The following is a 19,248-nucleotide window of genomic DNA, read 5'->3' as shown; positions in this document are numbered from 1 at the left end:
GGCGACTGCAACAGCGGGACTACGACGCAAGCGTCAGCGGGACTTCAGTAGAAAAGATCCTTGATACGGTAATACGTGCCCACGAGGGGCAAAAACCACGGCTTGCCGGTGTGCCCCGGAATCGCGTTCCATTCGGACTCGTCCCAGGGGTTGCTATCCGTGCGGCCGTCCATCACGTCCGCCATCACCTGGCCCATGTGCGTGGACATCTGCGTGCCGTGGCCGCTGTAGCCCATCGAAAAATAGATGCCGTCGTGTTGGCCCGCGTGCGGCAGGCGATCGGCGCTCATGTCAACGAGACCGCCCCAGCAATAGTCGATGCGCGCAGCCGCAAGCAGCGGAAACATCGCGGCGAGTCCCTGCTGCAGGATGCGCCCGCTCTTCGCATCGGAGGGCCGCTCGGAAGCCGTGAAGCGCGCGCGGCCGCCGAACAGCAAGCGCGCATCCGGTGTCACGCGGAAGTAGTTGTGCATGAGGCGCGTGGTCGTGTAGGCGCGCCGGTTCGGCAGCATCCGCGCGAGCAGCGCGGGCGGCAGCGGTTCGGTCACCACGATGAACGAGCCGACCGGCGCCAGACGCCGCCGATACCAGCTAAACGGTCCATGCCGCGACGGCCCTGTCGCGATCAACACCTGCTTCGCGCGCACTTCGCCGCGGGCGGTCACGACACGGTGCGCGGCGCCGTCCTTCACAATCGACGTAACCGGAGCGTGCTCATATACTTTTGCGCCGCGCCGCGCCGCGGCGTGCGCAAGGCCGACCGCGAAACGGCCCATATGCATCTGGCCGCCGTGACGCTGCAGCAATCCGCCGTAAAAGCTGTCGGACTGCACCTCGTCACGAATGCGCGCGCCGTCGATCAGCTCGATGTGCGGGTCCACCGTGCGTCGAATCAGCTCTGCCGTCTTCTCGAGATGCGCGAAGTGATGCGGCTTCGCGGCCAGCTTGAGCTTGCCGCTCGCCACATAATCGCAGTCGATGTTCTCTTCGACGATCAGACGCTCGACCGTATCCACCGCATCCGCATAGGCGCGGTAACACGCGCTCGCGCGCTCGATGCCAAGTTGCGCGGCAAGCGCGACGAAGTCTTGCGCGACGCCGGTGTTCACCTGGCCGCCGTTGCGTCCCGACGCGCCGCCGCCCACGCGCCCGGCATCCACCACCGTCACGGACGCGCCCCGCTTGCCGAGCGCCTGAGCCGCCGACAGCCCGGTAAAGCCCGCGCCGATCACGACCACATCGGCGTGGCCGTCGACCGGGCCTTCGCAGGCCGCGAGAAACGGCGGCGCGGTGTCGAGCCAGTACGAATCGAGCTTCATCGTATGCGTGTCCATGGTTGCGGTCAGCGTGCGAGCGGTCGGCTACGACGCGGCGGTGCCAGGGCTGCTGTCGCGGCCTCGTTGCGCACGCGCGTGAGAATCAAAGGCCGAGCTCGGCAGCCAGTTCCGGAATACCCTTCACTTCGTAGTACTGGTAATACGGCGTGGACGGTTCATGGCCGCGGTTGATGAACGCCTTGTGCCTGATGCCCATGTCATGCGCGGTCATCAGGTCGTAGCGCAGGCTCGACGACACGTGCAGCACGTCTTCCGGATTGCAGCCTAGCTTGTCGAACATGTACTCGAAGCCCTGCATGCGCGGCTTGTACGATTGCGCCTGCTGCGCGGTAAAAACCGCATGGAAGGGCGCGCCGAGCTTGTCGACATTGCTCTGGATCTGGTCGTTCGACGCGTTCGAGAGAATCACCAGCTTGTACTTCTTTGCAAGGCGCGACAGGCCTTCCGGCACGTCCGGATGCGGGCCCCACGTCGGTACGGCTTCGTAGATCTTTTGCGCGCCGGCTTCGTCGAATTCCACGTTCATGCGCGCGCACGCACGGCGCAGCGCATTGACCACCACGTCGCGATACGGCTTCCACGCACCCAGCACTTCGTCACGGCGATAACCCGCGTAGAACGCGACGAGCTTTTCCAGGTCGTCGCCCTTCAGGATGTGGCCGTACAGTTCGCGCGTCATGTCGGCCATGCGGAATTTGGTCAGCGTGCCATAGCAGTCAAAGGTGATGTATTTCGGTTCGAAATCGATCATGGTGCAGTCCTATCGTGGTGGTGAACTCGCGTCGAGTTCATTGGCGAAAACAGCAACTAGCTTGCATGGGATCGGGCGAGGCGCTCATGCATCCGCGTCCGGTCGACAATGGAAAGCTCATTCCTGTAAAAGATTTAATCAGCGCAAAAACATAGATGCTCCTGATTCGCGCGCTGCCCGTGACACAAACCATGCGTTTTTGGGCCATTGCACAGCAGAGTCTGCCGTGCTCCGGCGTAACGCTTACCCGGCTTGGGTTCGCGGCATGCTAAAGCGCGTGCTCGTCACTCCCGCAGGTCGATCAGGACGCTCTTGAAACGCAGGTTGGACTCGTAAGCCTGACGCCCGAGATCCTTGCCGATGCCCGAGCGCTTGTAGCCGCCGGTGGGGATCATGAAGTCCGACGTGCGGCCATAGCGGTTGACCCATACCGTGCCCGCTTCGAGCGCGCGCACGCAGCGCAGCGCCCGGCCGAGGTCGGCGGTATGAACGCCGGCCGCAAGCCCGTATTCGGGATGCTGCGCGAGCGCGAGCGCTTCTTCTTCGGTGTCGAAGGTTTGCAGCGTGAGCACCGGGCCGAATACTTCCTCGCGCACGGCCTCCGACTGAGCGTTGACGTCGGTAAGCAAGGTCGGCGTATAGAAAGCGCCCGCTGGTGCGCCGCGCACTTCGGCTCGCTTGCCGCCATGCCGCAATGTCGCGCCCGCGTGAAGCGTGCGCTGCACGATGCTTTCGATGCGCGCCGCCTGCGGCTCGGAGATGATCGGCGAGAGCGTCGTGCCCGCAGCCCATGTCGCGCCCGGCTTCATCTCCGCGAAAATCCTGCCGATGCGCTCGGCGAGCGGCTCCGCAAGGCTGCGTTCCACCAGCAGCCGCGAGCCCGCCACGCACACCTGCCCCGCATTGCCGGTGATCGCGCCCGCGATGCGGCGCGCCACATCGTCAAGACGCGGGGCATCGGCGAATACGATCTGCGGGCTCTTGCCGCCCAGCTCCAGCGTGACCGGCTTGGTGCCGCTCGTCGCGCAGGCCGCCATGATCGCGGCGCCGGTGCGCGTCGAGCCGGTGAACGTGACCTTGCTGATCTGCGGATGACGCACGAGCTCGTCGCCGGTCGTGCGCCCGTCGCCCTGAACCACGTTGAAGATGCCGGCGGGCACGCCCGCCTGCACCGCCAGCTCGGCTAAGCGCAGCGCGGAAAACGGCGTCATCTCCGAGGGCTTGAGCACGACGGCGTTGCCCGCGGCGAGCGCCGGCGCGATCTTCCACGAAGCCATCACGAGCGGGAAATTCCACGGTGCAATCGCGCCGATCACGCCATATGGCTCGGCAATCGTCATGCCGAGATGATCGTGGTCGGTGGCGGCAACGTCGCCGCCCAGCTTGTCGGCAAACTCCGCATAGAAGCGGATGCCCTCGGCGGTAAAAGGCACGTCCCACGAAACGGCCTGGGCGACCGGCCGGGTCGAGCCAAGCGCCTCGAGGCGGCCGAGCGCGGGGGCGTCGGCTTCGACGAGATCCGCGAAACGCCGCAGAATCTTCGCGCGCTCGCGCGGCGCCATGCGAGCCCAGCCGCTCATGCGAAACGCCTGCCACGCATTCTGGACCGCGCGGTCAACCATGTCCGCGTCCGCTACCGGCACGCTCGCGTAGACCGCGCCGTCGGACGGCCGCGCGACGTCCATGCGGCGCGCGCCCTGCCCGCTGCTTTCCACATACTGGCCGCCGATGAAATGTCCGCTGCGAATCTCGACATCGTCCGGATTGAAGCTGTCCATGAGAAAGTGTCCTGAGTAGATGACCTTTGAATGGAACCGCGAGCGTCGCGGCATCGTCGCCCCGCTCGTCATGACAAAATCGTAGAGCCGCGCGCCTGGCATATGTCGCCGACAAAAATCGCGCGGCAGCAGAACCCGCCTGTAATGCGCGTCCAGACGGCACGTTTTGCGTTAAATTGCGCTGCGGCCCTATTCGGCGCGGCGGATAAAAAGATCGTCCTAGTCACACCGCGCCCCGGATGACACAGTGACGCGTAAGTCTTTAGCCATTCAGGAGCACGGCGTGCCCGACTCGATCACATATAGACGCTTTACCCTCGACGACGTGGCCGCCGCGCATGCGTTGACGGTCGAACTCAAATGGCCGCATCGCCCGGACGACTGGAAGTTCGTCGCACAACTGGGCACGGGCTTTGTCTCCGAGGACGCGAGCGGCGTGATCGGCACCGCGCTTTGCTGGAAGTACGGCAGGGATCGCGCGTCGCTCGGCATGGTGATCGTGTCGCCAGCGCGGCAAGGACACGGTATCGGCAGAAAGCTGATGGAGTTGCTGCTCGAAGAGCTCGGCGGCCGCATCACCTTTCTGCATGCAACTGCCGCCGGTCAGCCGCTCTATGAAAAGCTGGGCTTTCGCGCGACCGGCACGCTCGATCAGCACCAGGGCGCCGCGTTCCAGCCGCCGCTCGTCTCGTTGCCGGCGGGCGAGCGCTTGCGGCCGCTTGGTTCGAGCGACACCGCGCGGCTCGTCGAACTGGCTTCGCAGGCAAGCGGCCTCGACCGCGGCGAAGTGCTGCCGGCGCTGCTCGAGAACGCGGACGGCATTGCATTGGATCGCGACGGCGAACTGATCGGCTTCGCGCTCTTTCGCCGCTTTGGTCGCGGCTTTGCGATCGGCCCGGTGGTCGCGCCCGCCTCGGGGGATTCGAGCCGCGCGAAGGCGCTCATCAGCCACTGGCTCGCGCTCAATGAAGGCGTGTTCGTGCGCGTGGACACGCCCGGCGACAGCGGCCTGACCGGCTGGCTCGAACAACTCGGCCTGCCGCGCGTGGACACCGTGGTCAGAATGGTGCGCAACGCACAGCCGCAGAACGTGGCGGCCAACGCGTCGCCTTATTTGCAATACGGCATCATCAATCAGGCAATTTTCTGAACCGTCATGGCCTTACTCTATAAAGCCGACCCCGCGCGCGGCCTGCAATGGGCGAGGCTGTTCGCCGAGAAGGCACCCGATGTGCCGTTTCGTATCTGGCCCGACCACGGCGACCCGGCTGCGATCCGTTATCTGGTCGCATGGCAGCCGCCCGAGGACCCGACCCGCACGTTTCCCAATCTGGAAGTGGTGTTTTCCGTGGGCGCGGGCGTCGATCAATTCGACCTGTCAGGCGTGCCCGAGCACGTGCCGGTGGTACGCATGATCGAGCCGGGCCTCGTGGAAGGCATGGTCGAATACGTCACGCAGGCGGTGCTCACCATTCACCGCGATCTGTTCGACTACGCGCTTTCGCAACAACAGCAGGTGTGGCGCGAACTGCCGCTCAAACCGGCCGCGCAACGGCGCATCGGCGTACTCGGGCTCGGCGTGCTAGGCACCGCCGTGTTGCAGCGGCTGCGCCTCTTCGGCTTTGCGTGTGCGGGCTGGAGCCGCTCGCCGCGTGAAATAGAGGGCGTCGACTGCTATGCGGGCGAAACGTCGCTCGACGCATTCCTTGCCCGCACCGACATTCTGGTCTGCCTGCTGCCGCTCACGCCGGCCACGCGCGGCTTGCTGAATGCAGAGCTGTTCGCGAAGCTTCCGCCCGGCGCCTCGCTGATTCAGACCGGCCGCGGCGCGCATCTGAATCAGCAGGATTTGCTGGCGGTGCTCGAGAGCGGGCAATTGCGCAATGCCATTCTCGACGTGACCGACCCCGAGCCGTTGCCGGCCGGGCATCCGCTGTGGACGCACCCGCGCGTGCGCATCACGCCGCACATTGCCAGCGCGACGCGGCCCGATACCGCCGTCGAGGTCGTGCTCGAGAATCTGCGCCGTCATCGCGAAGGGCTGCCGATGCTCGGTCAGGTCGACCGCACACGCGGCTATTGAGTCTGCCTAACCGCATCGACTGCGGCGCAATCGGCGCGCGCCGCCGCTTTCCGGCCCTTGCAGCACAAAATGCTAAGGGCATCCATCAAAACGCGTCGCGCGCGCTTTTCAGGCAATTGTTTAGGTGAGCAGGCAATCGGCCTGGGTCAGTAGTATGGAAGCGTCAACAGCCCTTTCCGCGACGAGAACCCACCATGCCGATTCAATCGCTCATTGAAGCCGACCGCCAGCATCTGATTCACCCTGTCATCAACTACCGTGCGCACGAGGCGCGCGGCGTTACGGTGCTCGAATCCGCGAGCGGTGCATTCCTGCGCGACGCGGCCGGCAACGAACTGCTCGACGCCTTCTCCGGCCTGTGGTGCGTGAATGTGGGCTATGGCCAGCAGAGCATTGTCGAAGCGGCCACCGCGCAGATGAAGAAACTGCCTTATGCGACGAGCTATTTCCATTTCGGCTCGGAGCCGGCCATCGAGCTCGCGCAAAAACTCGTGCAAGTCGCGCCCGCTTCGCTTCGGCATGTGTACTTCACGCTCGGCGGCTCAGATGCGGTGGATTCCGCAATCCGTTTCATCACGCATTACTTCAACGCGACGGGCCGTGCGTCGAAGAAGCACATTATCGCGTTGCAACGCGGCTATCACGGCTCGTCGAGCGTCGGCGCGGGGCTCACCGCGCTACCCGCGTTCCACCGCAATTTCGATCTGCCGCTGCCCAACCAGCATCACCTGCCCTCGCCGTACGCGTACCGCAGTGATTTCGCCGACGCCGCCGCGCTGATTGCCGCCTCCGTCGCCGCGCTCGAAGCGAAGGTCGCGGAACTGGGCGCCGACAACGTCGCAGCGTTTTTCTGCGAACCGATTCAAGGCTCGGGCGGGGTGATCGTGCCGCCGGTCGGCTGGCTGACGGCGATGCGCGAAAGCTGCCGTAAGCTCGGCATTCTGTTCGTTGCTGACGAAGTGATTACAGGCTTTGGTCGCACCGGCCCGCTGTTCGCGTGTCAGGGCGAGCGCGTCGAGCCGGACCTCATGACGGTAGCCAAGGGCTTGACCGCGGGCTATGCGCCGATGGGCGCGGTGCTGATGTCCGACGAAATCTATCAGGGCATTGCCGACGGCGACGCCGAAGCGATTGTCGGCCACGGTCACACGTATTCGGCGCACCCGGTCAGCGCGGCGATCGGTCTGGAAGTGCTGCGTCTTTATCACGAAGGCGGTCTGCTCGCGAACGGCGTGGCACGCGCACCGCGTTTTGCCCGCGGTCTGGACGCACTGCTCGCGCATCCGCTCGTGGGCGACTCGCGTCACCGCGGCCTGCTCGGCGCGCTGGAACTCGTCACCGACAAGCACACCAAGGCGCAGTTCGACCCGGCGTTGAAACTGTCCGAGCGCATAGCCGCGGCCGCGTATCAAAACCGCCTGATTTTCCGCGCATTCGGCGACAACATTCTCGGCTTTGCGCCCGCGCTCTCGTACACCGAATCGGACTTCGACCTGATGTTCGAGCGGCTCGAGAAAACCCTGAACGACGTGCTCGCGCAAGCCGAGGTTCGCGCTGCGTTGAAGGGCACAACCACGGCCAATCACCAGGTCAAAACTACTGCCGCTGCATGCTAGAGTAGAGGGCACCCCCAGTCCCTTTTCTCAACCGCCGGAGCCACAACGTTACGATGAGCAGCGACTGCAAGCTAGACCGTATCGACCTGCGCATTCTTTCGCAGTTGCAGAAGAAAGGCCGCATAACCAACGTCGAGCTTGCCGATGCGGTTGGCCTTTCACCCAGCCCTTGCCTGATTCGCGTGAAGCGGCTGGAGAAGGCCGGCTACATCGTCGGCTACGGCGCGCAGATCCAGCTCGAAAAGCTCGGTGACGTGCAGATCGTTTTTACTGAAGTCACGCTGGCCGATCATCGGCGGGAAGACTTCATCAAGTTCGTGAATGCGATTCGCGACGTGGACGAAATCGTCGAGTGTCACCTTGCGAGCGGCGGCTACGACTACCTGCTGAAGTTCGTCACACGCAGCGTGAGTCACTACCAGAGCATTATTGAAGGCTTGCTGGAACGCGACATTGGCATTGAAAAGTACTTCAGCTACGTGATCATCAAGTCGCCGTTCGTCAAAAGCCACTATCCGCTGGAAACGCTGTTCTCGCAGAATCATCATTAGCCGCGAACAGCAGACTCCAATCACGCGCCCGCCTCCGGCGGGCTCCACTGCGCGAACTCTTCGCTGAGAAAGTCCACGCAAACCCGCACCTTGGCCGACTGCGCGAGCCGCGCCGGATACACCGCCCAAAGGTTCGCGGGCTGGGTCACCTCCGGCAACACCTGCTGCAACTGGCCGCTTTCCAGCAGCGGCCGCACGTCCCACATCGAACGCAGCACGATGCCGCGGCCGGCCAGTGCCCATTGCACCGCGACCTCGCCGTGATTGGTCGACAAGGGTCCGGTGACCTTGATGGACGCCGTCTCGCCGCGCACGGTCAAACGCCACAAGCCGAATGGATGATCGCGCTCCTTGATCGCGAGACATGCATGCGACGACAGCTCCGCCAGTTGACGCGGCGCGCCATGCCGCGCGAGATAGTCGGGCGACGCGCACAGCACCCGATGATTCGCCGCAAGCCGCCGCGCGATCAGATGCGGTGCGATCTCGTCGCCGATGCGAATGTCCAGGTCGAAGCCTTCGCCGGCCACATCCACGAGCCGGTCGAACAGGTCGAGCCGCACGCTCAGTTGCGGATAACGTTCGGAAAAACGCGCGAGCGCGGGCGCCACGAAGCGCCGGCCAAAACCGAAGCTGCTCGAAATGCGCAGCTTGCCGCCCGGAATGCGACGCGTGGTGGAAACGTCTTCAACGAGTTGGTCGACGTCGTCGAGAATTTTTTCGGCCCACGTGTAGACGCGCTCGCCTGCCTCGGTAATCGCAACGCGGCGCGTGGACCGGTGCAACAAACGCGTGCCGAGCGTCGTCTCCAGCACGTTGATGCGCTTGCTGACATAGGCCGCGGACACCTGCAGCGACTCGGCCGCCGCGCTGAAACTGGCTTTGCGCGCGACTTCGCAGAACACGCGCAAATCGCCGAGATCGGGTGACGGAACGGCGTTCATGGCTCGCTTATGTCGCTTGGTGGCGCTCAGTAGCGCTCAAGGGCGCCCGGATTTGTACACGGATCGTGCACAGTGGCTTAACTAAAGCGATCATTTTAGAGCCAAACAGCAGGAATAAAATAACTGTGATCGAATCAGCAACGGCATTTCATGGAGGAGCGCAACATGTCGAAGAAATATCGGATCGCAGTCATTCCCGGCGACGGCATCGGCATGGAAGTCATGCCCGAGGCGCTGCGCGTGCTCGACGCGGTGAAGACACGCTTTGGCCTCGAGCTCGAGTACCAGCACATCGAGTGGGCAAGCTGCGACTACTACGCGAAGCACGGCCAGATGATGCCGGACGACTGGAAGGCGCAACTGCAATCGGCCGACGCGATTCTGTTCGGCGCGGTGGGCTGGCCCGACACCGTGCCCGACCACGTGTCGCTGTGGGGATCGCTGCTGAAGTTCCGCCGAGAGTTCGATCAGTACATCAACCTGCGCCCGGCGCGGCTCTTTGCCGGCGTGCCTTCGCCGCTCGCGGGCCGCAAGGCCGGCGACATCGACTTCTGGATCGTGCGCGAGAACACAGAGGGCGAGTATTCGTCGGTGGGCGGCGTGATGTTCGAAGGCACGGAGCGCGAGTTCGTGCTGCAGGAATCGGTGTTCACACGGCACGGCAGCGAACGCGTGCTGAAATTCGCGTTCGACCTCGCACAACGCCGCGAGCGCAAGAAGATCACGGTTGCCACCAAGAGCAACGGCATCGCGATCAGCATGCCCTGGTGGGACAAATGCGCGGCGGGCATCGCGGCGCAGTACCCGGACGTGACGTGGGACAAGCAGCACATCGACATTCTCTGCGCGCGCTTCGTGCTCAACCCCGACCGCTTCGACGTGGTGGTGGCCACCAATCTGTTCGGCGACATCCTGTCCGACCTGGGGCCGGCATGCACCGGCACCATCGGTCTTGCGCCGTCGGGCAATCTGAACCCGGACCGCAAGTTTCCGTCGCTGTTCGAGCCGGTGCACGGCTCGGCGCCGGACATCGCCGGCAAGAACATTGCGAATCCCATTGCGATGATCTGGTCCGCCGCGATGATGCTCGACTTCCTCGGCAATCACCAGGGCAAGGAGCGCGAGGCGCACGACGCGATTCTGGCCGCCATTGAAGCGACGCTGATCGAGGGTCCGCGTACCGGCGACCTCGGCGGCAAGGCGAACACCACCGAAGTCGGCCAGGCAATTGCAGCGAGGCTCGGCTGAGCATGAGAGCGAACACGAGTACGAGCATGGAAAACTATCCAATCGAAGTCGAGTTCCCCGATATTTCGGCGCATGAACAGTCGTCGACGGGCATTGCCTACGTTCACACGTTCGACTCGGGCGTCGCCGGCCCGCACGTCATGGTCAACGCGCTCACGCACGGCAACGAAGTGTGCGGCGCGATTGTCGTGGACGACCTGCTGCGCCGCGGCTTGCGGCCGCGCCGCGGGCGGCTCACGCTGGCGTTTGCCAACGTGGACGCATACCGGCGTTTCGATCCCGCGAAGCCGGACGCGGCCCGTTTCGTCGATCAGGATTTCAACCGCGTGTGGACCGCGGCGGTGCTCGACGACGCAGCGCGCCAGTCCAGCGAACTTGCGCGCGCCCGGGCGATGCGGCCGGTGATAGACAGCGTCGACGCGCTGCTCGACCTGCATTCGATGCACGAGAAGAGCAAGCCGCTGATCGTCGCCGGGCCGCTGCAAAAAGGCATCGAGCTTGCCGTGCGGCTCGGCACGCCCGCCACCGTGATTTGCGACGAAGGGCATCCGGAAGGCCGCCGCATGCGCGATTACGAAGGTTTCGGCGACCCGGCGAGCGCGAAGAACGCGTTGCTGATCGAATGCGGACAGCATTGGGAGAAAAGCGCCGTCGCAGTGGCGCGCGACACGACTGCGCGCTTTCTGCTGCTCGCGGGGGTAGTCGACGAAAGCGACTTGCCAGCGGATTGGCTCGCGCCCTTGCCGCCGGTGCAGCATATCGTGCGGGTCACGCAACCGGTGGTAGCCACGAGCATGGATTTCCGCTTTGCAGGACCTTACACCGGCCTCGAAATCTTTCCCGAAGCGGGCGCCGTGATCGGCTGGTCCAACGGCGAAGCCGTCACCACGCCTTACGACAACTGCATGCTCGTCATGCCTTCGTTGCGGCAGTTGCGCCCCGGCGTGACGGTCGTGCGTCTTGGCAAGATCGAGCAGACTATCGACACTTCAACCCGCGGCCTGTAAGCAGGCGCCTGCATTCATATAGTGAAGGGCCAACCAAGCCATGAAGGTTCAACAAATCAGACAAAGCGTGAATCTGCAAAATCTCGAGGACTGGGGCACGGCCGGCTTGCCGGGCACCACGCCAATCCGTGTGCGCGGCGTGCAGCGGGTCATCAAGGGCACCGAGGCGATCGACACCGGCATCTTCGAATGTTCTGCCGGCACGTACCGCCGCTCGGTCAAGCAGGCGGAGGTCATGCATATCCTGTCCGGGCATGGGCGCTTTACGCCGGACAATGAAGAGACGGTTCATTTCACGGGCGGCGACACGCTGTTTTTCGAAGCGAATACCGAAGGCCTCTGGGAAGTGGATGAAACCATGCGCAAGGTTTACGTGATTCTCTGAGTCCACCGTCGTTCAGCCTCACCACCCCTCGCTTTCTAGGTTGACCCGGCGCGCGCTGGCGCGCCGCGGCTTCTGTTTCCCCGTCCCATTCTGCGCTTACCTTTTCGCTCCCCGCCTGCCCATTGTTGCCAGCGACGCAAACTCGCCACGGTGTCGGGTAATCCCGCGTTGACCCGTTGCCCCGAGATTCCTTACAGTGGCGCCTGTTCGCTATGAGAATCTCAGTTCTAGATACGAACATACCGAAATTGATGGCGACGGCCAATCCGTCCGCATACCATGAATCATGCAGCGGCCGGCTGCGAGGCGCAGGGATCGCGCGGCGCCAATGGCCCCGGTCAGTAAGACAAGGCTCGCTCCGACGGGCCTTTTTGCAGTCAGGAGACACATCATGAATCGCAGCGACGCTGTGAACGTTCAGACCTTCCTCAATGAGCACCCGTTTTCGCCGTTCCAATGGCTCGTGTTTTTCATGTGCTTTGTGATCGTGCTGCTGGACGGTTTCGACACGGCCGCCATCGGCTTCATTGCCCCGTCGTTGCTGGCCGAGTGGGGCATTGCCAAACCGGCGCTCGCACCGGTGCTGAGCGCGGCGCTGTTCGGGCTCGCTTGCGGCGCGCTGGCCTCCGGGCCGCTGTCCGACCGGCTCGGGCGCCGCTCGATGCTGCTCGGCTCCGTGCTGCTGTTCGGCGCCGCGTGCCTTGGTTCGGCTTTCTCGGCGAGCATCGAGCAATTGACGGTGCTGCGCTTTATCACCGGCGTCGGCCTTGGCGCCGCCATGCCGAACGCCGTCACGATGATGGGCGAGTACTGCCCTGATAGCCGCCGCGCCACGATCATCAATCTGATGTTTTGCGGCTTTCCGCTTGGCGCGGCATTCGGCGGCTTCCTCGCCGCGTGGATGATTCCGCACTTCGGCTGGCGCAGCGTGCTTATCCTCGGCGGTATTGCACCGCTCGTACTGCTTGTGCTGCTGATGATCAGCATGCCGGAATCGGTGCGATATATGGTTGCGAACAACCTGCCCGCCGCGCGCATTCGCGCCGCGCTCGCGCGCGTGTCGAGCGCGGCCGCCCAGGCAGAATCGTTCACGATGACCGAGACCGCACCACAAACCGGCGGCAAGGGCGCCGCTGTAGTGCTGTCGCGCGCGTACATCGTGGGCTCGGTGATGCTGTGGGTCACCTACTTCATGGGCCTCGTGATCTTCTACGCGTCGATCAACTGGATGCCGATTCTGCTGAAGGATGCCGGGCTGACGCCGCAACGCGCAACGCTGATCTCCGCGCTGTTCCCGCTGGGCGGCGTGGGCGCGGTGGTGTGCGGCGTGCTGATGGATCGCTTCAACGCAAACCGGATCATCGCGGCCTGCTATGCGCTGACTGCGGTAAGCGTGTACCTGATCGGCCAGGCGGCGGGCGATGTCGGCGCGCTGGTGCTGATCGTATTCGTGGCGGGCGTGCTCATGAACACCGCGCAATCGTCAATGCCGGCGCTCGCCGCCGCGTTTTACCCGACGCAAGGCCGCGGCACCGGCGTTGCATGGATGCTGGGTATTGGACGATTCGGCGGGATTGCGGGCTCGTTCCTCGTGGCGGAACTCACGCGCCGTCACTTCACGTTTGCCGGCATCTTCGCGACGATTGCGGTCGCCGGCATCATTGCGTGCATTGCGCTGCTCATCAAGCAGGCGGCCCGGCCCTATGTGTCCAACGCGGGGGTGTCGAAAGCGGAGTCGTTCGGGCATTGAGTGGGACGTGGCGTGGTCTGGATGAAGCCGCCTGCAAAGGCGGCTTTTTCTTTGCGCGCAAACAATCCACCTCCGCCAATTCGGCGCGGGCTCGCGGTTTGCTCAAACGCAAACGATCCCTCGACCGGAGCACTGACATGATGCCCACCTCAATCCGCTTGACCCCGCCCCTTCACCCCATCGCCGCTTCGTTCATGGCCACGCAAGCAGACCCGCCGTCCGACGAAAACGACGACGACCTCGACGACCAGCTCGACGAAACCGGCGCTGTCACCAATCGAAGCAACGGCAAGAGCGGCACGAATACAGAAGCGGAACCCGACAAGAAGTAGCCGTTTTGCGCGACGAATCGACGCGGCCAGCAATGCTTCGCTGCCGCGTTAAACTGCGGCCTTTGGCCAACAGGATTTGTCTTGATGAAACGCGTCGTCATGTCCGCATTGCTTGCAGCATGGGTTGCGCAAGCGGCCGTTCCAGCCGCGGCACAAACGGTCAGCGAGCAGTGCTTTGCGATTGGAGATATTGCCGGCCAGGTCGCCTCATGGCGCGCTCACAAAAAGACCAAGGCACAGGCGTTGGACCAGGCAGCCAGGTACTATCACGACGATGCGGACCACCGGATTTTTGCCACCATCATCGAGAGGATCTACGCGCCAGACGCGCCGCGCATGACGCCGGACCAGGCCAGCATGGCGTTTACGTCTGAGTGCGCGACGGCGCAGAAGCGGCGTGAGTAGTTCGGCGTCCCAGAATCGTTGCAAATGCTGACGCTTTTCCCGCGCGGGTTCACGGCCTTGCGCGTCACGAGGAAAACGACATTTTCCGGCGTGACCGAAAGCGTTCGCCCGATTCAGCAGAATATGCTGTAGCCGCCCCAAAAAAACGATATACGCACCGTGCGCCACTTTTTGAGGCGATTCATTGACTGCGCGACACGCGTAGCATCGGCTTATCGCATGGCCGCATGCATGCCGCCTTGCCGTGCCGCGCCGCGCGAAGCGACGCCACGCCAAATCACGCCAAACAAACCCCACGCCCCGCTTCCGCAAAATTCCGCAAAACGGGCCAGCCAAGGAGCAACGCAATGTCTCTCGCACTGACGCGCACTGAACTGATCCGCCCACTCAACCTGATCGACGGCCAATGGATCGCCGCCACGCGCGGCGCGCGCTTTCCTGTGATCAACCCCGCAACAGGTGAGACGATCGTCGAAGTCGCGAACAGCAGTGCCGCGGACGCGCGCGCCGCCACCGACGCCGCCGCTCGCGCGCTGCCCGGCTGGCGCAACAAGCTGCCGCGCGAGCGTGCCGAAATTCTGCGCCGCTGGCACGCGCTGATCGTCGCGAATACCGAAGACCTTGCGAAGCTGATGTCGACGGAACAAGGCAAGCCGCTAGCCGAAAGCCGCGGCGAAGTCGCATATGGTGCCTCGTATGTCGCGTGGTTCGCCGACGAAGCCACGCGCATTTACGGCGACATCATTCCGCAGCAGCAGCGCGGCAAGCACATGAGCGCCGTGAAGGAACCCATCGGCATAGTCGCTGCGATCACGCCGTGGAATTTCCCGCTCGCGATGATCGCCCGCAAGGTCGCGCCCGCACTCGCAGCCGGTTGCACGGTGGTCGCAAAGCCTGCCGAAGACACGCCGCTCACCGCGCTGGCACTCGCCGCGCTCGCGCAGGAAGCCGGCGTACCCGACGGCGTGTTGAACATGTTGTCCGCCTCGCGCGAACAAGGCATTGAAGCGGTGGCCGACTGGCTGGCCGACGCACGCGTGCGCAAGATCACGTTTACCGGCTCGACGCCGGTCGGCAAGCATCTCGCGCGCGAATCGGCCGCCACGTTGAAAAAGCTTTCGCTCGAACTGGGCGGCAACGCGCCGTTCATCGTCTTCGACGACGCCGATCTCGACGCAGCCGTCGCGGGTCTCATCGCGGCCAAATTCCGCAACGGCGGGCAAACCTGCGTGTGCCCGAATCGCGTGTATGTGCAGACAGGCGTCTATGAGCGTTTTGCCGATCTCCTCGCGAAGCGCGTGGCCGCGCTGAAGGTTGCGCCCGCAACCGATCCGGCCGCGCAAATCGGCCCGATGATCAACGCACGTGCCATCGACAAAATCGCACGTCACGTTGAAGACGCCGTAAAACAGGGGGCAACCGTGCTGACGGGCGGCAAGCGCCTGACGGAACTGGGCCCGAACTACTATGCGCCGACGGTGCTGACCAACGCGCAGGACGGCATGCTCGTGTGTTGTGAAGAGACCTTCGGACCGGTCGCACCGCTGTTCCGCTTCAACGACGAAGCAGAGGCGCTCCGCCTCGCGAACGATACGCCTTTCGGCCTTGCCGCCTACTTCTATACTCAGGACGTGCGGCGCATCAACCGCGTCGCTGCGCAACTGGAAGCAGGCGTGATCGGCATTAACGAAGGCGCTGTATCGAGCGAGGCGGCACCTTTTGGCGGCGTGAAGGAATCAGGCTACGGCCGCGAAGGCTCCAGGTACGGACTCGACGACTATCTGTCGATCAAGTACCTGTGCCAGGGCGGGCTCGATCTGTAAGGCTTCGCCTGCTGCGCACGACGCGCAAGCGTAACGCCGCCGGCGTTACGCCAACGCATTGCGATGAGCTTCCACCAGTTCGGCCATGCTGTTAAAGCGAAAGTCGATCTTCGGCTGGGAGCCCGGGTCCATCGTCGCGCCGAAGCCCTGCTTCGCATGCCGGCGATAAATCCAGCACGAAGCGAGCCCGAACGCGTTCGCGGGCTTGTGATCGTGGAAGAGACTTTCCGCGGTATGCAGAATGGTCTCTTTGCGGATGCCGAGTTCGCCGAGCTTCTCCAGCATGTACTCGAAATTGCGCGGCGAGGGCTTGTATGAACCGATGTCCTCCGCGGTGAATATCGCGTCGAACTCCACCTTCAGCTTCGCGTTGCTGTAGCTGAAACTATCGTTGTCTACGTTCGAAAGAATGACCAGCTTGTAGTGCTGCTTCAGGTACTGCAACGCTTGCGCGGAATCGTCGAATGCAGGCCAGTTGCGGATCGACTTACCGTACGCGTCGCAATCCGCGAGCGTGTACGGCACGCCCCATTCTTCCGCAAGGCGCTTGTAGACCACAGGCAGCAACTCCTGATAGCGCCGGTAAGGCGTGTACCTCTGTTGCGACGACTCGTGTCGTGCGTGCGCCTCCAGCACCTGGTCGCGCGTGAGCGTTCGCCCGACTCGCTCCAGCAGCGGCCGCAAGCCCTCGAAAATGCCCGTTTCCCAATCGATCAAGGTGCCATAGCAATCGAAAGTCAGCGTGTCGAAGTCGGTCAGGCGCATGGCTTTGTCCTCGTCTTTCAGCGGATAAAAGCGACAGTGTAGGTTATCCTGCGCGTACTGAGGTCAAACAGAATCGCTATGAATCTAAGGGCTCTACAGTGCTTCGTGATTCTTGCGGAAGAGCTGAATTTCAGCCGCGCCGCAGAGCGGCTGCATATCGCGCAGCCTGCTTTGAGTCAGCAGATCCGTTCGCTGGAAGAGCGGCTCGGCACGCAACTCGTCGATCGCGCAAGACGTCCGCTCACGCTCACGGAAGCGGGGCACTATCTGCGCACAGAAGCGCGTCAGATACTCGGCGCATTGGAGCAAGCGAGCCTTGCGACACAGGAAATCGGCGTGGGCAGGCGCGGCTGGCTCAGCATCGGCTTCACGCGCTCGGCAATGTACAGCATTCTGCCGCCCGCGCTGAAGGCGTTTCATCATGCGTATCCGCAAGTCGAATTGAAGCTTTTTGAAATGCTCACCGAGGAGCAAACCGACGCACTCCGCGACATGCGCATTCACATCGGCATTGGGCGGCAACCGTTGGCAATCGAGGGCTGCACGTCGTATCCGCTGCTGCGCGAGCGGGTAATGGCCGCGCTCGAACCCGGGCATCCGCTCGCCGCGCGCAAAACCGTAACGATGGCCGATCTCGCGGATACGCCGTTGATCCTCTATCCGAAGCATCAGAACGCGCAGTTCAAGCGCTCCGTTCTATCGTTGTATCGCGACGCGGGCCTCACGCCGCTCGTCGCTCATCAAGCGTATGAGATTCAAACTGCAATCGCGCTGGTCGCCGCGGGGCTCGGTGTGACGTTCATTGGCGAGTCGGTCGCGAAGCTTGGGCGCAGCGACGTTGTCTATCGACACCTGGCAGGGCCGGGTTCCCGATACCGCTCGACGCTCGCAGCAACCTTCAGGACCGAGGACGCCTCGCCGCATCTGCGTGCGTTTCTCGCCTGCCTGCCGCCGCCGCTTGCGCCCGCGCCACTATAAGCAAAAGCCTATACAAGCATAAGCAACCGGTCTTGGACTGCTCACCGGCGCGTTCTTATCATTGACCCACATATGACAAAGAACGCAGACACGGCCACGTCGCCGTGCCGCCAGGTAGGAGACAGCATGAACCCGATCGACGAAGCCGCCACCATGCGAAAGGTATATGGGCGCCTGATGCCCTTGCTCTTCGCGATGATGTTCTTCAATTATCTCGACCGCATCAACATTGGTTTCGCCGCGTTGGACATGAACAAACAGTTGGGCTTCAGCCCCGCTGTGTTCGGCTTTGCAGGCAGCATTTTCTTCGTCGGCTACATGCTGCTGGAGGTGCCGAGCAATCTGCTGTTGCATCGGGTCGGCGCACGGCGCTGGATTGCGCGCATTCTTCTGACATGGGGCGCCGTGGCCGCGCTCACCGCGTTCGTCTTCAACGACACAAGCTTCTACGTGTTGCGCTTTCTGCTCGGCGTGATGGAAGCAGGCTTTTTGCCGGGCGTCGCGGTCTATCTGACCAAATGGTTTCCCGTGCGTTACCGGGCGCGCGCAGTGGGTGGCTACATCATTGCCGGTTCGTTTTCGGCGGTGCTGGGCGGCCCGTTATCCACGGCACTGATGACGTGGGCCGACGGCGTTCTCGGTTTGCATGGCTGGCAATGGATGTTCATTCTCGAAGGCGTGCCGGCCATGCTGCTTGGCCTCCTCACGCTGCGCCTCATGACCGAGCGCCCAGCCGACGCCCATTGGCTTTCCACCGATGAAAAGCATTGGCTCGAATCGACGCTCGCCGCCGAGCGAGAAGCGTTGGGCGGCAATACCCACTATCCGCTGCTGCGCGTGGCGGGCGATATACGCGTGTGGAGTCTCGCATGCCTGTTCGGCTGCGCGCTAGTCGGCATTTATGGGCTGTTCCTGTGGTTGCCGCAGATCGTCAAAAGCCTGGGACATCTCACCAACCTCGAAGTCGGCTTTCTGTCCGCCGCGCCGCCGCTGCTCGGGGTGCTCGGCACGTTCCTGATCAGCCGCAGTTCGGATCGCACCGGCGATCGCAAGAAACACCTCGCGTTCGTGTACTTCATGAGTGCGCTGGCAATTGCGGGCAGCGCTTATGCGCCGAATCCCGTCCTCGCCTATGGGCTGCTGTGCGTGACTGGTCTCTTCATCTATGCGGGCAATCCGCTGTTCTGGAGTCTTGCGTCTTCGTTCAGAACCGGCGCTGCGGGTGCCGCGACCATTGCACTCATCAACACCATCGCGCAGTTCGGTGGACTGGTCGGGCCCTGGAGCATTGGCCTCGTGCGCAACGCGACCGGCAACTTCAAGCTCGCGTTGCTGACGATTGCCGCGTTCCTGTTGATGTCGACCGTCATCGCGCTCGCCATGCGGGTCACGGCACGTGAGGACGAAACAGCCTCGCTCGCAACCGGTGAGGCGGCCAAGCGCGCCTGACGCAGCAAACCAGCACAGAACATTGCGACAACCAGACAAAGGTACC

18 protein-coding genes are annotated in these 19,248 nt (G+C 63.3%); 13 read left to right on the top strand and 5 right to left on the bottom strand.

Translation table 11 applies throughout. From position 1 onward, the window contains the following. Positions 1 to 44: 44 nt before the first annotated feature. The 3 genes from JNB89_RS28805 to JNB89_RS28795 form a co-directional block, all read right to left on the bottom strand. Entirely contained in the window at positions 45 to 1,319 is a 1,275-nt protein-coding gene (locus tag JNB89_RS28805) for an NAD(P)/FAD-dependent oxidoreductase (RefSeq protein WP_220364461.1), read from the bottom strand. 100 nt (positions 1,320 to 1,419) lie between these two features. After that, positions 1,420 to 2,088, bottom strand: a complete 669-nt coding sequence (locus tag JNB89_RS28800; RefSeq protein ID WP_220364447.1) for a haloacid dehalogenase type II — start codon at positions 2,086 to 2,088, stop codon at positions 1,420 to 1,422. 284 nt (positions 2,089 to 2,372) lie between these two features. Beyond that, positions 2,373 to 3,866 (bottom strand): aldehyde dehydrogenase family protein, encoded by a 1,494-nt coding sequence (locus JNB89_RS28795; RefSeq protein ID WP_220364446.1) that lies wholly within the window; start codon positions 3,864 to 3,866, stop codon positions 2,373 to 2,375. Between the two features lie 283 nt (positions 3,867 to 4,149). On the opposite strand from JNB89_RS28795, the gene JNB89_RS28790 reads away from it, so the two are divergent. The 4 genes from JNB89_RS28790 to JNB89_RS28775 all read left to right on the top strand — a co-directional run bounded on the left by JNB89_RS28790 (position 4,150) and on the right by JNB89_RS28775 (position 8,116). Then, positions 4,150 to 5,016, top strand: a complete 867-nt coding sequence (locus JNB89_RS28790) for a GNAT family N-acetyltransferase (RefSeq protein ID WP_220364445.1) — start codon at positions 4,150 to 4,152, stop codon at positions 5,014 to 5,016. A 6-nt stretch (positions 5,017 to 5,022) separates the two neighbouring features. After that, entirely contained in the window at positions 5,023 to 5,949 is a 927-nt protein-coding gene (locus tag JNB89_RS28785; RefSeq protein ID WP_220364444.1) for a 2-hydroxyacid dehydrogenase, read from the top strand. Between the two features lie 194 nt (positions 5,950 to 6,143). Continuing rightward, positions 6,144 to 7,565 (top strand): aspartate aminotransferase family protein, encoded by a 1,422-nt coding sequence (locus JNB89_RS28780; RefSeq protein ID WP_220364443.1) that lies wholly within the window; start codon positions 6,144 to 6,146, stop codon positions 7,563 to 7,565. A 53-nt stretch (positions 7,566 to 7,618) separates the two neighbouring features. Next, positions 7,619 to 8,116, top strand: a complete 498-nt coding sequence (locus tag JNB89_RS28775) for an Lrp/AsnC family transcriptional regulator (RefSeq protein WP_013341808.1) — start codon at positions 7,619 to 7,621, stop codon at positions 8,114 to 8,116. A gap of 20 nt (positions 8,117 to 8,136) precedes the next feature. Here the strand turns inward: JNB89_RS28775 and JNB89_RS28770 are convergent, their stop codons facing one another. Beyond that, positions 8,137 to 9,060 carry a LysR substrate-binding domain-containing protein gene (locus JNB89_RS28770; RefSeq protein ID WP_220364442.1) on the bottom strand — a complete coding sequence of 308 codons (924 nt, stop codon included), beginning with the start codon at positions 9,058 to 9,060 and terminating at the stop codon, positions 8,137 to 8,139. A 165-nt stretch (positions 9,061 to 9,225) separates the two neighbouring features. Between JNB89_RS28770 and JNB89_RS28765 the strand changes: the two genes are divergently transcribed. From JNB89_RS28765 to JNB89_RS28735, 7 genes are all read left to right on the top strand, one after another. Beyond that, positions 9,226 to 10,308: a tartrate dehydrogenase gene (locus tag JNB89_RS28765; protein WP_220364441.1), complete on the top strand. Its 1,083-nt coding sequence runs from the start codon at positions 9,226 to 9,228 to the stop codon at positions 10,306 to 10,308. A gap of 26 nt (positions 10,309 to 10,334) precedes the next feature. Beyond that, the gene (locus JNB89_RS28760; protein WP_218742096.1) at positions 10,335 to 11,315 is read left to right on the top strand and encodes a succinylglutamate desuccinylase/aspartoacylase domain-containing protein; all 981 of its coding nucleotides are present in this window, start codon (positions 10,335 to 10,337) and stop codon (positions 11,313 to 11,315) included. Positions 11,316 to 11,355: 40 nt separating this feature from the next. Beyond that, entirely contained in the window at positions 11,356 to 11,700 is a 345-nt protein-coding gene (locus JNB89_RS28755) for a cupin domain-containing protein (protein WP_220364440.1), read from the top strand. Positions 11,701 to 12,091: 391 nt separating this feature from the next. Further along, positions 12,092 to 13,450, top strand: coding sequence for an MFS transporter (locus JNB89_RS28750; RefSeq protein WP_220364439.1), 1,359 nt, complete (start codon positions 12,092 to 12,094; stop codon positions 13,448 to 13,450). 137 nt (positions 13,451 to 13,587) lie between these two features. Further along, the gene (locus tag JNB89_RS28745) at positions 13,588 to 13,782 is read left to right on the top strand and encodes a hypothetical protein (RefSeq protein ID WP_220364438.1); all 195 of its coding nucleotides are present in this window, start codon (positions 13,588 to 13,590) and stop codon (positions 13,780 to 13,782) included. 84 nt (positions 13,783 to 13,866) lie between these two features. Further along, complete coding sequence (locus tag JNB89_RS28740) at positions 13,867 to 14,187, top strand: hypothetical protein (RefSeq protein WP_220364437.1); 321 nt, start codon at positions 13,867 to 13,869, stop codon at positions 14,185 to 14,187. Positions 14,188 to 14,534: 347 nt separating this feature from the next. Further along, positions 14,535 to 16,010 (top strand): NAD-dependent succinate-semialdehyde dehydrogenase, encoded by a 1,476-nt coding sequence (locus JNB89_RS28735; RefSeq protein ID WP_220364436.1) that lies wholly within the window; start codon positions 14,535 to 14,537, stop codon positions 16,008 to 16,010. A gap of 45 nt (positions 16,011 to 16,055) precedes the next feature. Here JNB89_RS28735 and JNB89_RS28730 read toward each other — a convergent pair whose 3' ends face one another. Continuing rightward, positions 16,056 to 16,775 (bottom strand): haloacid dehalogenase type II, encoded by a 720-nt coding sequence (locus JNB89_RS28730; protein WP_220364435.1) that lies wholly within the window; start codon positions 16,773 to 16,775, stop codon positions 16,056 to 16,058. A gap of 78 nt (positions 16,776 to 16,853) precedes the next feature. Here JNB89_RS28730 and JNB89_RS28725 point away from each other — a divergent pair, with 78 nt between their 5' ends. Both JNB89_RS28725 and JNB89_RS28720 read left to right on the top strand, forming a co-directional pair. Continuing rightward, on the top strand, positions 16,854 to 17,753 hold the full coding sequence (locus JNB89_RS28725) for a LysR family transcriptional regulator (RefSeq protein ID WP_013341818.1): 900 nt from the start codon (positions 16,854 to 16,856) through the stop codon (positions 17,751 to 17,753). A 126-nt stretch (positions 17,754 to 17,879) separates the two neighbouring features. Next, on the top strand, positions 17,880 to 19,202 hold the full coding sequence (locus JNB89_RS28720; RefSeq protein ID WP_218742091.1) for an MFS transporter: 1,323 nt from the start codon (positions 17,880 to 17,882) through the stop codon (positions 19,200 to 19,202). Positions 19,203 to 19,248: the final 46 nt, after the last annotated feature.

The sequence above is a fragment of the Paraburkholderia phenoliruptrix genome (assembly GCF_019511605.1).
In the GTDB taxonomy this organism is placed as follows: domain Bacteria; phylum Pseudomonadota; class Gammaproteobacteria; order Burkholderiales; family Burkholderiaceae; genus Paraburkholderia; species Paraburkholderia phenoliruptrix_A.
The sequence above is the reverse complement of the archived record's forward strand: the minus strand, read 5'-3'. Positions and strand labels throughout refer to the sequence as shown.